The organism is Homoserinimonas sp. A447 (assembly GCF_054489325.1).
This window is the reverse complement of sequence record NZ_JBTMWW010000001.1, coordinates 2,823,109-2,835,915: the sequence shown is the minus strand read 5'-3', so window position 1 is coordinate 2,835,915 and position 12,807 is coordinate 2,823,109. Positions and strand designations below refer to the sequence as shown.

At 67.2% G+C, this 12,807-nt stretch carries 13 protein-coding genes; 4 read left to right on the top strand and 9 right to left on the bottom strand.

The window, feature by feature from the left end; all coding sequences use genetic code 11:
• Positions 1-36 precede the first annotated feature (36 nt).
• Together ACX3O0_RS14040 and ACX3O0_RS14035 are read left to right on the top strand one after the other, a co-directional pair.
• On the top strand, positions 37-471 hold the full coding sequence (locus ACX3O0_RS14040) for an arsenate reductase ArsC (protein ID WP_459108121.1): 435 nt from the start codon (positions 37-39) through the stop codon (positions 469-471).
• 58 nt (positions 472-529) lie between these two features.
• Positions 530-778, top strand: a complete 249-nt coding sequence (locus tag ACX3O0_RS14035) for an SCO4226 family nickel-binding protein (protein WP_459092971.1) — start codon at positions 530-532, stop codon at positions 776-778.
• A gap of 377 nt (positions 779-1,155) precedes the next feature.
• On the opposite strand, the gene guaA is transcribed toward ACX3O0_RS14035, so the two are convergent.
• From guaA to ACX3O0_RS14010, 5 genes are read right to left on the bottom strand one after another with little or no spacing between them, the layout of a single operon-like run.
• The gene (guaA, locus tag ACX3O0_RS14030; RefSeq protein ID WP_459108120.1) at positions 1,156-2,730 is read right to left on the bottom strand and encodes a glutamine-hydrolyzing GMP synthase; all 1,575 of its coding nucleotides are present in this window, start codon (positions 2,728-2,730) and stop codon (positions 1,156-1,158) included.
• Positions 2,727-3,155 carry a DUF3817 domain-containing protein gene (locus ACX3O0_RS14025; protein WP_459092967.1) on the bottom strand — a complete coding sequence of 143 codons (429 nt, stop codon included), beginning with the start codon at positions 3,153-3,155 and terminating at the stop codon, positions 2,727-2,729. The genes guaA and ACX3O0_RS14025 overlap by 4 nt, the downstream gene beginning before the upstream one ends.
• Before the next feature lie 4 nt (positions 3,156-3,159).
• Entirely contained in the window at positions 3,160-3,915 is a 756-nt protein-coding gene (locus ACX3O0_RS14020; RefSeq protein ID WP_459108119.1) for an SURF1 family cytochrome oxidase biogenesis protein, read from the bottom strand.
• A gap of 43 nt (positions 3,916-3,958) precedes the next feature.
• Positions 3,959-5,695, bottom strand: coding sequence for a glycerol-3-phosphate dehydrogenase/oxidase (locus ACX3O0_RS14015; protein ID WP_459108118.1), 1,737 nt, complete (start codon positions 5,693-5,695; stop codon positions 3,959-3,961).
• Positions 5,696-5,708: 13 nt separating this feature from the next.
• Entirely contained in the window at positions 5,709-6,830 is a 1,122-nt protein-coding gene (locus tag ACX3O0_RS14010; protein ID WP_459092961.1) for a GuaB3 family IMP dehydrogenase-related protein, read from the bottom strand.
• A gap of 230 nt (positions 6,831-7,060) precedes the next feature.
• Between ACX3O0_RS14010 and ACX3O0_RS14005 the strand changes: the two genes are divergently transcribed.
• Positions 7,061-8,206 (top strand): MalY/PatB family protein, encoded by a 1,146-nt coding sequence (locus ACX3O0_RS14005; RefSeq protein WP_459108117.1) that lies wholly within the window; start codon positions 7,061-7,063, stop codon positions 8,204-8,206.
• A gap of 13 nt (positions 8,207-8,219) precedes the next feature.
• On the opposite strand, the gene ACX3O0_RS14000 is transcribed toward ACX3O0_RS14005, so the two are convergent.
• Positions 8,220-9,086 carry an NAD(P)-dependent oxidoreductase gene (locus tag ACX3O0_RS14000; RefSeq protein ID WP_459108116.1) on the bottom strand — a complete coding sequence of 289 codons (867 nt, stop codon included), beginning with the start codon at positions 9,084-9,086 and terminating at the stop codon, positions 8,220-8,222.
• Positions 9,083-10,465 (bottom strand): M24 family metallopeptidase, encoded by a 1,383-nt coding sequence (locus ACX3O0_RS13995; protein ID WP_459108115.1) that lies wholly within the window; start codon positions 10,463-10,465, stop codon positions 9,083-9,085. The genes ACX3O0_RS14000 and ACX3O0_RS13995 overlap by 4 nt, the downstream gene beginning before the upstream one ends.
• A gap of 166 nt (positions 10,466-10,631) precedes the next feature.
• Between ACX3O0_RS13995 and ACX3O0_RS13990 the strand changes: the two genes are divergently transcribed.
• Positions 10,632-11,324 (top strand): helix-turn-helix domain-containing protein, encoded by a 693-nt coding sequence (locus tag ACX3O0_RS13990; RefSeq protein ID WP_459108114.1) that lies wholly within the window; start codon positions 10,632-10,634, stop codon positions 11,322-11,324.
• 42 nt (positions 11,325-11,366) lie between these two features.
• On the opposite strand, the gene ACX3O0_RS13985 is transcribed toward ACX3O0_RS13990, so the two are convergent.
• Together ACX3O0_RS13985 and ACX3O0_RS13980 are read right to left on the bottom strand one after the other, a co-directional pair.
• Positions 11,367-12,428, bottom strand: a complete 1,062-nt coding sequence (locus tag ACX3O0_RS13985) for a zinc-dependent alcohol dehydrogenase (RefSeq protein ID WP_459108113.1) — start codon at positions 12,426-12,428, stop codon at positions 11,367-11,369.
• Positions 12,425-12,733 (bottom strand): Dabb family protein, encoded by a 309-nt coding sequence (locus ACX3O0_RS13980; protein WP_459108112.1) that lies wholly within the window; start codon positions 12,731-12,733, stop codon positions 12,425-12,427. Before ACX3O0_RS13980 ends, ACX3O0_RS13985 begins: the two co-directional genes overlap by 4 nt.
• Positions 12,734-12,807 lie beyond the last annotated feature (74 nt).

The window sequence follows — 12,807 nt, the reverse complement described above, 5'->3', positions numbered from 1 at the left end:
GCGTGTCGATGCTCCAGTCGGAAAGAAAGTAGAGCCATGTCAGAGAAACCGACCGTCCTCTTCGTCTGCGTGCACAACGCGGGCCGCTCGCAGATGGCCGCGGGCTACCTGGCGGCGCTCGCCGGCGACCGGGTGAACGTGCTCTCCGCCGGATCCGAGCCGAAGGACGAGATCAACCCGGTCGCGATCCAGGCGATGGCCGAGGAGGGCATCGACATCGCGAACAACACCCCGAAGATCCTGACCACGGATGCCGTCAAAGAGTCGGACGTCGTCATCACCATGGGCTGCGGCGACGCCTGCCCGATCTTCCCCGGCAAGCGGTACGAGGACTGGGAGCTCGACGACCCGGCCGGTCAGGGCATCAATGCGGTGCGACCCATCCGCGACGACATCAAGCGGCGCATCGAGGGGCTCTTGAGCGAGCTCCTCCCGGCGAAGGCCCAGGCACCAAACGACTCATTGACGTGATTCCCGTCGGGGCGTAACCTGCGCAACAAATCAGTCTCACAAGGGATGAGGTAGCACCATGCCAGAGTTCATGGACGTTCACCACAACATGGTCGGGATAACCGCGGACGAGTTGAAGGCCGCGCACGAAGCCGACCTCGCCATTCAGGGCGAGGAGGGTGTGGTCTTCAAGCAGGCCTGGGCCAACCCGGAGGACGGCGTCGTCTACTGCCTGTCCGAGTCCCCGTCCGCCGAGGCGATCCGGCGCATTCACGAGCGCACCGGCCACCCCGCTGACGAGGTCCACGCGGTACCGCTGGCCGTCTAACGCCGGCTTGAGATCCGGAAAATGGGGGTTCCGGATGCTCGGAACAGCCATTCTACGGATCTCAAAGTCTCGACGCTCGTCTCGATACGCGTGCTCCTGCGTCGCGCGCTACTCAACCCACAGCTTCATCGCGCGCGGGGGCCTCGGCAAGCTCGGCAGGTTTCGACAAGCTCAACCGCTTAACCTCTTGACCCGACCACGGCTGGGGCGGAGGGGTGCCGATCGACGAGCTCTACCAGCCTTATCCCGTCCCCGCGGGCAGAGTGCGGATGCTTCGCGGGGTGCGAGTTTTGAGTTCTGTGGATGGCCACGCTTTTCGGCCGTCCACAGGGCTCAATGTTTGAGTTGAGGAGCGAAGTATTCGCTCCCTGACCCAGTCACTCCCACTCGATCGTCCCCGGCGGTTTCGACGTGACGTCGAGCACGACCCGGTTGACCCCGGCGACTTCGTTGGTGATGCGGTTGGAGATGCGCGCAAGCACGTCGTAGGGCAGGCGGGTCCAGTCGGCGGTCATGGCGTCCTCAGACGAGACCGGCCGCAGCACGATCGGGTGCCCGTAGGTGCGCCCGTCCCCCTGCACACCGACGGAGCGAACATCCGCCAGCAGCACGACCGGGCACTGCCAGATCTCGTTGTCCAGGCCGGCGAGGGTCAGCTCGGCGCGGGCGATCGCATCCGCCTGGCGCAGCAGGTCTAGGCGCTCCTTATTAACGGAACCGACGATGCGGATGCCGAGGCCGGGTCCGGGGAACGGCTGGCGCCCGACGATGACCTCGGGCAGACCGAGCTCGCGGCCGATGGCACGCACTTCGTCCTTGAACAGGGCGCGCAGCGGCTCGACCAGCTCGAACTGCAGGTCTTCCGGCAGCCCGCCGACGTTGTGGTGGCTCTTGATGTTGGCGGTGCCGGTTCCGCCACCGGACTCGACGACATCCGGGTACAGCGTGCCCTGCACCAGGAAGCGCACCGGGTCGCCTTCGTGCTCGAACTCCTTGACCAGGTCGACCTGCGCCGCCTCGAAGGTGCGGATGAACTCGCGGCCGATGATCTTGCGCTTGGTTTCCGGGTCGCTGACCCCTTCGAGGGCGTCGAGGAACTGCTTCTCGGCGTCGATGGTGATCAGGCGGATGCCGGTGGCGGAGACGTAGTCTTCCTCCACCTGGCGGCGCTCATCCTGGCGGAGCAGGCCGTGGTCGACGAACACGCAGGTGAGCTGGTCGCCGACGGCCTCGTGCACGAGCGCGGCGGCGACGGCGGAGTCGACTCCGCCGGAGAGCCCGCAGATGACCCGGCCGGTTCCGATCTGGGCGCGGATGCGGGCGACCTGCTCGGCGATGACACTGCCCGGGTTCCAGTCGGCCGGGATGCCGGCGGCCCGGTGCAGGAAGTTCTCCAGCACGCGTTGTCCGAACTCGGAGTGCTTGACCTCGGGGTGCCACTGCACGCCGTAGAGCCTGCGCTCGTCACTGGCGAACGCGGCGACCGGGGTGGAGGCGCTGGAAGCGAGCACGTCGAATCCGTCTGGCGCCTTCGACACGGAGTCGCCGTGGCTCATCCAGGTGGTCTGCTGCGGGTTCGACCCGGCGAGCAGTGTTCCCCCGTCACCGGTGAGGGCGACCGGCGTCGAACCGTACTCCCGCTGGCCGGTCTGGGAAACCTCGCCGCCGAGTTGCTTGGCCATCACCTGGAATCCGTAGCAGATACCGAGAACCGGAACACCGAGCTTCAGGATGCCCGTGTCCAGCGACGGGGACCCGGGCTCGTACACGCTCGATGGCCCGCCGCTGAGGACGATCCCCACCGGGTTCATGGCGGCGACCTCATCCGCCGTGATGGTGTGCGGAACGATCTCGGAATAGACGCTCGCCTCGCGCACGCGGCGCGCGATCAGCTGGGCATATTGGGCGCCGAAGTCGACGACGAGTACCGGGCGCTGCTCGGTCTCGCTCATGCGCTGACCTCGACCGGCTGTTCGAGCTTCGCCAACTCGGCCTCGACCGATCGCGGGACGGTGCGCTCGAAGAAGTAGGAGAGCAGCGGGATGATGCCTCCGAGCGCCACGAACAGGAAGCGTCCGAATGACCAGCGCATCAGGCGCCACAACACGAAGTCGACCGCGACATAGAGCACGTAGAACCAGCCGTGCACCATGAGCAGGATGGTGGAGAAGTTGATGCCGGTGATGTCTTCCTTGGGCGTAAGGCCGAGGAAGCCGGACGTACCGCCAAGCTCGATGTCGACGCTGAAGCCGTACCGGAAGACCATCATCATGCAGAGCAGGAGCAGGAAGGTTCCGGTGAGAACCGAGGACACCTTGTAGACGGCAAGTGCCTTGCGGATGCGTGGAACGTCAGAGAGCTGGGGACCGAGGGGCATGCCCTCAGTTTACTTGCGCTCTCTGGTGTTCTTCCCGCTCCCAGGCGTCCTTCACCAGGCGGTACCAGAGGAACACCGCGAAGCCGGCGAAGATCACCCATTCGGCCGCGTAGAAGATGTTCAGCCAGTTGACCTCCACGTCGGTGGACGGTGCCGGGGAGAAGATCGCCTCGAGGCCGTCAGCGGGCTCGTGCGCGACGACGTAACCTCCGAAAACCCCGTTCTCGTCGACGGTGCCCCAGAGGTTGACCAGCGCCGCGGTGGACATCGCGCTGAACTCCCCGCTCTCGAAGTCGCCTTGTTGCGGCGCCTCACTGGGCAGGTAACGGCCGGTGACGGATGCCCGGAGCGGGGCGTCCTCGTCAAGCAGGGCCAGCGCATCCGCCGCCCGCTGCTCTGACTCAGCCCAGCCGAGCGCGACCGCCAGCCCGGCTTCGCCGTCGGTAGCGAGATGCCCGATGACCCAATAGCCTTCGTCGCCGTCGTTGAGGCGCTTCTCGAGCACCATGAAGTCGCCCGGCACGAAATCGCCCTCGACCGTGACGAGTTGCCCGGTGGAGGCTTCGGTCACCGGCTGCTGGGGCTCCGCGACGGACTCGAGCGGCACGGTCGTCTCGCTGGTGCGGTCGACGGCCTCACTATTGGCGATGCTGCGCTCGAGTTGCCACTGGCCGAGCGCGGCGAACGCTCCGGCCACGGCGAGCGCGAGAACCAGCGCCGCAATCCAGCGCGGGCGCACGGCGACTCTCCACAGGCTCACCGCTCCAGCCTAACTTCGCGCAGTTGGGCTCCCGACCGCGGGTCTACGAGTGGGGCAGTGCCGCGGTGTCCGGCGCCTCGAGCCGGGCCCGGTCGGCGGATTCGTCGTCCGACTGCTCCTGGCTGGCCCGCTCGGCCGCTACCCGGCGCAGGTAGTGGTTGACCTCACTGGTGACGCGCTCGTCGTCCCAGCCGAGAACATCCGCCATCAACCGGGCGGCGACGGGTGCAGCGGAGACCCCGCGGTCCCACGCCTCGATAGAGATGCGAGTGCGGCGTGCGAGCACGTCCTCCAGGTGCAGCGCGCCCTCGTGCGAGGCCGCGTAGACCACCTCCGCCTCGATGTAGTCGTCGGCTCCGGGGAGCGGATTGTTCAGCGACGGCTTCGCGCGGATGATGTCGAGCAGCTCATCCGTCATCGTCCCGTAGCGGTTCAGCAGGTGCTCGATGCGGAACTTGTGCACCCCGAACGCCCGCGCGATCTTGGCCCGCTTGTTCCACGCCGCCTGATATCCCTCGGCACCGAGCAGTGAGATGTTCTCGGTCGTGGAGACCGGCACCTTCCCGTCGAGGGCGGCGGATGCCTCATCGATGGCATCCTTCGCCATCACCCGGTAGGTCGTCCACTTGCCGCCGGCGACCACCACCAGCCCGGGGACGGTGTGCGCGACCACGTGCTCGCGCGACAGTTTCGACGTCTCATCCGACTCTCCGGCAAGCAGCGGACGCAGCCCGGCGTAAACACCCTCGACGTCTTCCCGGGTGAGGGGAACGTTCAGCACCTGGTTCACGTTCTCCAGCAGGTAGTCGATGTCGGCGGCGGTCGCGGCCGGGTGCGCCTTGTCGAGGTCCCACTTGGTGTCGGTCGTGCCGATCAGCCAATGGCGACCCCACGGGATCACGAACAGCACACTCTTCTCGGTGCGCAGCAGCAGCCCGAGCTTCGACTGGAATCGGTCGCGCGGCACCACCAGGTGGATGCCCTTGGAGGCCCGCACCTTGAACTGGCCCCGCTCCCCCACCATCGCCTGCGTGTCATCCGTCCACACGCCGGTCGCATTGACCACCTGGCGGGCCTTGATCTCGAATTTCTCTCCGGTCAGCAGGTCGTGTGCCTTCACGCCGACCACCCGCTGCCCGACCTTGAGGAAGCCCTCCACCCGCACCCGGCTCGCGACACGCGCACCATAAAAGGACGCGGTCCTGGCCAGGCTGGACACGTAGCGCGCGTCATCGACCTGCGCGTCGTAGTAGGTGATGCCGCCGATCAGGGCGTCATCGCGCAGACTCGGGATGGCCCGCTGCACTTGCCGCTTGGTCAGGTGCCGGTGGTGCGGCACACCGGGAGGGCGCCCGCCGCTGTAGCTGAACAGGTCGTAAAGCAGCATCCCCGCGCCGATGTAGAGCCGCTCGATCACCCGCGTCTTCAGCGGGTAGAGGAACCGCACCGGCTTGACCAGGTGCGGCGCAAGACGCTGCAGCAGCAGCCCGCGTTCGATGAGCGCTTCACGCACCAGGCGAAAATCGAGCTGTTCCAGGTAGCGGATGCCACCGTGCACCAGCTTCGAGGATCGGCTCGACGTGCCGGAACCCCAGTCCCGAGCCTCCACCATGCCGACGCTCAGGCCACGAGTGACCGCGTCGAGGGCACAGCCGGTTCCGACAATGCCTCCGCCGATGACCAGGATGTCGAGTTCTTTCGACTTCAGGCCCTCGATCGCCTCAGCGCGCTCCTCCATTCCCAGCTTCGAAGAGTGGGAGGCGGTTTTGCGCTTTATCATCGGATGCCTGACGTCACCTGGACACGTAGGGGGCGACAACCACATCGACCCGCTGGAACTCTTTCAGGTCGGAGTAGCCGGTGGTCGCCATGGACCGGCGGAGTGCACCGACCAGGTTCGAGGTGCCGTCCGCGCTGGACGACGGTCCGAACAGGATCTGCTCGAGGGGTGCAACCGACTCCACGGCAACCCGGTTGCCCCGGGGCAGCTCGGGGTGGTGCGCCTCGGCACCCCAGTGGTAGCCGCCGCCAGGAACATCCGTCGCCCGCGCCAGCGTGGAGCCGAGCATGACGGCATCCGCGCCCATCGCGATCGCCTTGACGATGTCGCCGGAGGTGCCCAGACCGCCGTCGGCGATGACGTGCACGTAGCGTCCGCCGGACTCGTCCATGTAGTCGCGGCGGGCGCCGGCGACATCCGCCACCGCTGTCGCCATCGGCGCGTGGATGCCCAGGCTCGCCCTAGTGGTGGAGGCCGCGCCTCCGCCGAAACCGACCAGCACGCCGGCCGCACCGGTGCGCATCAGGTGCAGCGCCGGGGTGTAGCCGGCCGCGCCGCCGACGATCACCGGAACGTCGAGCTCGTAGATGAACTTCTTCAGGTTGAGCGGCTCGCTGGTCTTGGAGACGTGCTCGGCGCTGACCGTCGTGCCGCGGATGACGAACAGGTCGACGCCCGCCTCGACCACCGTCTTGTAGAGCTCCTGGGTGCGGTGCGGCGACAACGCCCCGGCAACGGTGACCCCACCGGCACGGATCTCCGCGAGGCGCTGGGTGACCAACTCGGGCTTGATGGGCTCGGAGTAGATCGCCTGCATGCGGCGGATCGCCTCCTCTGCCGGGAGGCTGCGGATCTCAGCGAGGAGCGGTTCCGGGTCTTCGTAGCGGGTCCAGACGCCCTCGAGGTCGAGAACGCCGAGGCCACCGAGCTGGCCGATGCGGATGGCTGTGGCCGGCGAGACGACCGAATCCATGGGCGCCGCGATGATCGGCGTTTCGAATTGGAAGGCGTCGATCGACCAGGCGACGGACACGTCCTCCGGGTCGCGGGTGCGACGGTTCGGGACGATGGCGATGTCGTCGAACGCGTAGACGCGACGACCCCGCTTGGCGCGACCGATCTCTTCTTCATTCACGGAGACAAGCCTACCTTCGCCCCTCCGGCTTCGCCCCGAGCACCGCCCGCTGGCTGCTCATCTCCGTTACGGCAGCGACCGTCTATCCCATCCGTGTATCCGATCCGTCAGCAGGTCCAATTCGGCGGCGCGCCCGTGAGTCCGCGCATCCAACCGCGTGTCGCCGAATTCATCCTGTTGACGGCGCGGTGGTAGGAGTGCCAGCCGCACCGCGATGCCAGACTGGCGGCATGATCGTCAACGCCGATTCCCTCGAGACTCTCCGCACCCGAACCAGCATGAAGTGGGCCGGGTTCCCGACGGATGTACTCCCCCTCCCGGTCGCCGAGATGGACTTCCCGCTCGCCGAGCCGATCGCATCCGTGCTGGTGGATGCCATCCGCCGCTCCGACACCGGGTACGCGCCGCCCACCTCAGACCTGCCGACCGCGTTCGCCGGGTTCGCCGAGTCGCGCTGGGGCTGGGCTGTCGACCCCGCCCAGGTGTTCACCACGACGGATGTCGGGGTCGCCATCGTCGAGACCCTCCGCCGCGTCACACAACCGGGTGATGGCGTCATCGTCAACTCTCCCGTCTACTTCCCGTTCTTCGACCTGCTCTCCGAGGCGGGGACACAGGTCGTGGACGTCCCACTGGCCGGTGGCCTCGCGGATGGCTGGTCCCTCGACCTGGACGGCATCGAGCGGGCCTTCCAGTCAGGCGCCACCGCCTACCTGCTCTGCAACCCGCACAACCCGGTCGGCCTGGTGCACTCCGCCGAGCAGCTGCGGTCTGTTGCCGAGCTGGCCCGCAAGTACGGCGCGACGGTGGTCAGCGACGAGATTCACGGTCCGCTGGTTTACCCGGGCGTCGACTACACCCCGTTCCTGAAGGTGTCGGATGATGCCCGCGAGGTTGGCGTATGCGTCACCGCGGCCAGCAAGGGCTGGAACCTGGCCGGGCTCAAGTGCGCGCTCATGGTGACGGCCGGTGGGCGGGCGGCCCCGATCGTTGCCGGCATGCCCGATGAGGTCTACTGGCGAACGAGCATCCTCGGCATTCATGCCGGCATTGCCGCCTACCGCGACAGCGTCGAGTGGCTTGACGGCGTGATCGCCTCCCTCGACTCGAACCGACGCCTGCTCGGTGAACTCCTGGCCGAACACCTCCCCGAGGTCGGCTACCGGATGCCCGACGCGACGTTCCTCGCCTGGCTGGACTTCAGCCGGCTCGGGTGGGGCGACGATCCGGCGGTGCGCGCGCTGGAGCTCGCGAAGGTGGCGCTCAGCAACGGACCGCCGTTCGGGCCGGCCGGCCGCGGCTTCGCCCGCCTCAACCTGGCCTGCTCGCCGGAGGTGCTGACCGAGGCGGTCACCAGGCTGGCCGCAGCCCGCTGAGCTGCAGGCTGAGCTACAGCAGGTCGCGCCGGCTGACTTCCGCGATGGCCGCCCAGTCGTAACCGGCCAGCTCGGTGTCCGCGAGTGCTCGCTCGAAGACCGCGGTGAGCGCCGGCATGCTCGCCAACCTGACTCCACCGGCATCCGCCACTTCCTCGGCCAGCTTCAGGTCCTTGTGCCCCAGCGCCATCCGGAAGCCCGGCGGTGTGTAGTCACGGCGCACAATCTGGTTGCCGTAGCCGGTGTAGACGACTCCGCCGAAGAGGGTGCTGGTCAACAGGTCGATGAACAGCTCGGGTTCGACCCCCTGCCGCTCGACCATGGCCACCGTCTCGCCGATCGCCTGCAGCGCGTGGATGATGTTGTAGTTGACCGCGATCTTCACGCCGTTCGCCATGCTGGGCCGGGTGCCGAGGTTCCAAACCCTGGAGCCGAGCACCGACAGGTACGGCAGGGCCGCGTCAACGGTGGCGGGGTCACCGGCGGCGAGGATGTTCAGCTTGCCCTCGGCCGCGACGGTGGGTCGACCCAGAACCGGGGCCGCAACATAGCGCGCCCCGGCCGAGGTGAAGTGCGCCTCCAGGCGGTCGGCGGCCGCCTGGCTGATCGAGGCCATGTTGACGTGGATGTTCCCGGCAGCCGCGCTGACCGCGTCGCCGCCCAGCACCGCCTCCGCCGCCTCGTCGTTGGCCAGCATGCTGAACGACACCTCGGCCCTGAGCGCCTCCTCCGGGGTCGCGGCTGCGATGGCCCCGGCCTCCACCAGGGCGGCAACCGGCTCCGGCGAACGGTTCCACACCACGACGGTGTGGCCTGAGTCGATGAGCCGGCGGGCCATCCCCGACCCCATGGAGCCGAGCCCCAGGAAGCCGACGGTCATGCCTCGCCTCGACCCCACGTCGTGTTCTTGTGGGACTGGGAGTCGCGCTCGAGGTTCAGGGGGCCGTCGATCGTGTAGTAGCGGCGCCCGGCCACGATGAGTTCCTCGGCGGGGAACTTGGTGATGACTTCGCATCCGTCGGCCGTGACGACGACTTCCTCCTCGATGCGCGCGGCGCCCCAGCCGTCGGACGACGGCCAGTACGTCTCGAGGGCGAACACCATACCCTCCTGCAGTTCTTCCGGATGGTCGAACGAGGTCAGGCGGGAGAAGATCGGCTTCTCCCAGATGGAGAGCCCGACGCCGTGGCCGTATTGGAGCGCGAAGGCGGCCTCCTCGTCCGGGAAGCCGAACTCCTCGGCCTTCGGCCACACCGCGACGATGTCGGCCGTCGTCGCACCGGGCTTCACCAGGGCGATCGCGCGGTCCATGTACTCCCTGGCGCGCGTGTAGGCGTCCCGCTGGGCGGAGCTCGCCGACCCAACCGCGAAGGTGCGGTAGTAGCAGGTGCGGTAGCCGTTGAAGCTGTGCAGGATGTCGAAGAACGCCGGGTCACCGGGGCGGATGAGCCGGTCGGAGAAGACGTGCGGGTGCGGGGAGCAGCGCTCGCCCGAGATCGCGTTGACCCCTTCGACGTACTCCGAGCCGAGGTCGTAGAGCGTCTTGGCCACCAGCCCGACTGCCTCGTTCTCGCGGACGCCCGGGCGCAGGAAGCGGTACAGCTCCTCATAGGCGGCATCGACCATCGACGCGGCCTGGGTGAGCAGGCGGATCTCGTCGCCGGTCTTGATCCGGCGGGCCTCCATGAAGAGCTGCTGGCCGTCGACCACCGTGATGTCCTCCTGCTGCAGCGCGAAGAGGACCGGCAGTTCGATGACGTCGACGCCGAGCGGCTGGTCGGCAACCCCGAACTTCTCGAGTTCGCGCTTGATCTTCCTGGCCAGGCCTTCCGCGATTCCGGCGTCCGGTGGGAATGCTCCGCGAAGCGTTGAGATTCCGGCCCGGGCACCGCTCTCCAGGCGCGGCCGCTTGGCCCCCTCGTGCGGCGCATTCGGGTCGGCATCCATCTCTGCCGTCGTCGTGTCCAGCCAGGGGTTGTAGAGCTTGTGGTGTTTGGCCGCCGAACCGAAGTCCCAGGAGATCGGGTCGGAGCTTCGGGTGAGCAGGCTGAACCTGATGAGCTTGTCTATCGCCCAGGTCCCGATGTGCGTCGCTGTCATGTAGCGGATGTTGCTGAAGTCGAACGCGAGGACGGCTCCCAGTTCCGATCGGTCGAGTTCCGCCTTCAATCGGGCGAGTCGCTCGTTACGCAAGCGTTCGAAATCTACGCGTTCTTCCCAGTCGACGGCGTTGGTGCCTGTCGTCCCTGTGCTCTTCATCGAGTCCTCCTGCATCTGGCCGCCGTGAGTTACGTGTCGGCGCATGTCGTACAGTCCAGCTTAACGCTCAAACAGTGTATTCTCACCTTTAGTAACGTGCCGTTTGTTGATTCCGCGCACCTGAACCCAGAAATTCAGGCGCGGTCACAGTTCGTCAGGAGTGAACATGCCCGCAGACAGTGTCGGCGCCCGTCTGCGTGAAGCCAGGACGAACCACAAGCTGAGCCTGCGCAGCGTCGCCCAGGCCCTCGGCGTTTCTGCGAGTCTCATCTCCCAGGTCGAGACCGGCAAGACCCAGCCATCGGTCTCGACCCTGTTCGCGATGGCCAACCATCTCGGCCTCTCCCTCGATGAGCTTCTCGACGTCACGCCATCCGCCAATCGCTCCGGCCAGGCGACCGGCCAGGCCGAGCCGAACCTGCCGACGGTTCAGCGCGGGTCCGACAACCCGGTGCTCGAGATGGAGAACGGGGTTCGCTGGGAGCGCCTGGCCGCACCGCTCGGCAGCCCGGCCGAAGCGCTGCTGGTGACATACGACCCGGGGGCGAGCAGCTCTATCGAGGGCAAGCTGATGCGCCACTCCGGCATCGAGTACGCCTACATCCTCGAGGGGCACCTGACGCTGCAGCTTGAGTTCGACCTGCACGAACTGGGTCCAGGCGACTCGCTGCAATTCGACTCCGTCCGGCCCCACCTCTACTCGAACCAGGGCAAGACTCCTGCCAGGGGCATCTGGTTCGTGGTCGGTCGTCATCAGCAGAACCAGACCATGCCTTCGGCGCCTGGAGCCCCGTCGCGCCCCCTCGGGTCGCCGCTGTCGTCGGCTGTCGACGTGCTGCGTGCCATGGAAGGCCTGTAGAGCTGAGGCGACCCCCGCTGCTGAACGTCACGCCGCTGAACGTCAGCCTGCGTGCGACGCGGGTCGCGGCTGATCGATCCAGGGGTCGATCAGGGTCTTGATCTGCTTGGCCGTTCCGTCGATCAGCGGTTGCAGGCCTTCGGTGAGCACGAGGTCGAGCGGCAGCACCTCGGAGGCGATGTCCGTCCAGTCCGGGCGGGTGCCGAGAAGCCGCACGGCTTCAGGGAGGTCGTCCTTGATGACGTGGGCAACCGTTCCGATGATCGTGTATTCCCGCAGCGTCCATGAGCCGAGCGGCAGCGCTGGTTCACCGCGCTGGATGCCCACCGGCACCAGCGTTGCCCCTGGCTTCGCCGCCTCGAGGATCGATGCCAGGCCGGCAGCTGACCCGCTCACCTCGAACAGCACGTCCGGTTCCATGCCGAGTTCTTCCAGCCGGTCGACGAGCGAGCCCGTGCCCGCTTTCAGCGTGGCGAACGCGCCCAGTGCCGACGCCAGCTCCAGTCGCTCATCATTCAGGTCGACCACCAGCAGACGAGCGCCAACGGATGCCGCCGCGAACGTGATGAAGGCACCGATACCCCCGACACCGACGATGACGGCATCCTGATCCGGCTGCAGCCCGCTTCTCCGCACGGCGTGCACGGCGATCGACATCGGCTGGCTGAGTCCGAGGGTGTCCAGCGAGAGTCCGGTGTCGCTGACGTCGAGCAGGGTGCCGACAGGAGCCGTCACGAAGCCGGCCAACCCGCCGTCGTGCTGGAGGCCCAGGGTCGTGTAGTTGCGGCAGAGGTTCGTTCGTCCTTGCCGGCACGGCTTGCACTGGCCGCACGACACCCCCGCTCCACAGACGACGGTCGCCCCGACCGGTGGGGTGGTGACTCCTGGGCCGACCGCTTCCACGGTGCCGGCGAACTCATGTCCGAGGGTGACCGGCATCACGCTCAGCACCGGTCCCCGGCTGTATTCGGTTGCGTCGCTCCCGCAGACACCGCAGACGGCGACGCGCACCAGCACCTCGCCAGGGCCGGGTTCCGGAATGTTCTTGTCCTCCACCCGCAGGTCGTTCACCGCGTGCAGCACTGCTGCTTGCATGGAGGTCATGTGAGCACGCCGCCCGTGAGTGGGAGTTGTGCGGCAGAGCGTCCGTCGATCATGCGTCCGAGGTGGCTCTCGTAGACCGCGCGGTGGACGGGAGAGTCGAGATAGGCGGCGAGCGCGTCGGCGTCGTCGACGATCGCGGCGACCGCGTAGTCGGCCCCCGGGCGCAGGCGGAGGTTCTCACCGCACACGTAGGAGCGAAGCTCCGGGATCTTCGCGGCCATGTCGACCAGCGCTGCGGTGAGGGCGGTCACGTCGTCGGCCGTGACGTCGTCCTTCCAGGTGAAGGATGCGATGTGGAGGATCATGAGTGTCTTCTTCCCAATCGACGACGTTCAGTGTCGGTTTACAAACATCGGCGCCATGGCCTAAATTAGCAGAA

What these genes read in the sequence shown, in the direction of transcription:
- ACX3O0_RS14040 (WP_459108121.1), top strand. Translation starts at nt 37, where the DNA reads ATGTCAGAGAAACCGACCGTCCTCTTCGTCTGCGTGCACAACGCGGGC.
- ACX3O0_RS14035 (WP_459092971.1), top strand. Translation starts at nt 530, where the DNA reads ATGCCAGAGTTCATGGACGTTCACCACAACATGGTCGGGATAACCGCG.
- guaA (WP_459108120.1), bottom strand. Translation starts at nt 2,730, where the DNA reads ATGAGCGAGACCGAGCAGCGCCCGGTACTCGTCGTCGACTTCGGCGCC.
- ACX3O0_RS14025 (WP_459092967.1), bottom strand. Translation starts at nt 3,155, where the DNA reads ATGCCCCTCGGTCCCCAGCTCTCTGACGTTCCACGCATCCGCAAGGCA.
- ACX3O0_RS14015 (WP_459108118.1), bottom strand. Translation starts at nt 5,695, where the DNA reads ATGATAAAGCGCAAAACCGCCTCCCACTCTTCGAAGCTGGGAATGGAG.
- ACX3O0_RS14005 (WP_459108117.1), top strand. Translation starts at nt 7,061, where the DNA reads ATGATCGTCAACGCCGATTCCCTCGAGACTCTCCGCACCCGAACCAGC.
- ACX3O0_RS14000 (WP_459108116.1), bottom strand. Translation starts at nt 9,086, where the DNA reads ATGACCGTCGGCTTCCTGGGGCTCGGCTCCATGGGGTCGGGGATGGCC.
- ACX3O0_RS13995 (WP_459108115.1), bottom strand. Translation starts at nt 10,465, where the DNA reads ATGAAGAGCACAGGGACGACAGGCACCAACGCCGTCGACTGGGAAGAA.
- ACX3O0_RS13990 (WP_459108114.1), top strand. Translation starts at nt 10,632, where the DNA reads ATGCCCGCAGACAGTGTCGGCGCCCGTCTGCGTGAAGCCAGGACGAAC.
- ACX3O0_RS13985 (WP_459108113.1), bottom strand. Translation starts at nt 12,428, where the DNA reads ATGACCTCCATGCAAGCAGCAGTGCTGCACGCGGTGAACGACCTGCGG.
- ACX3O0_RS13980 (WP_459108112.1), bottom strand. Translation starts at nt 12,733, where the DNA reads ATGATCCTCCACATCGCATCCTTCACCTGGAAGGACGACGTCACGGCC.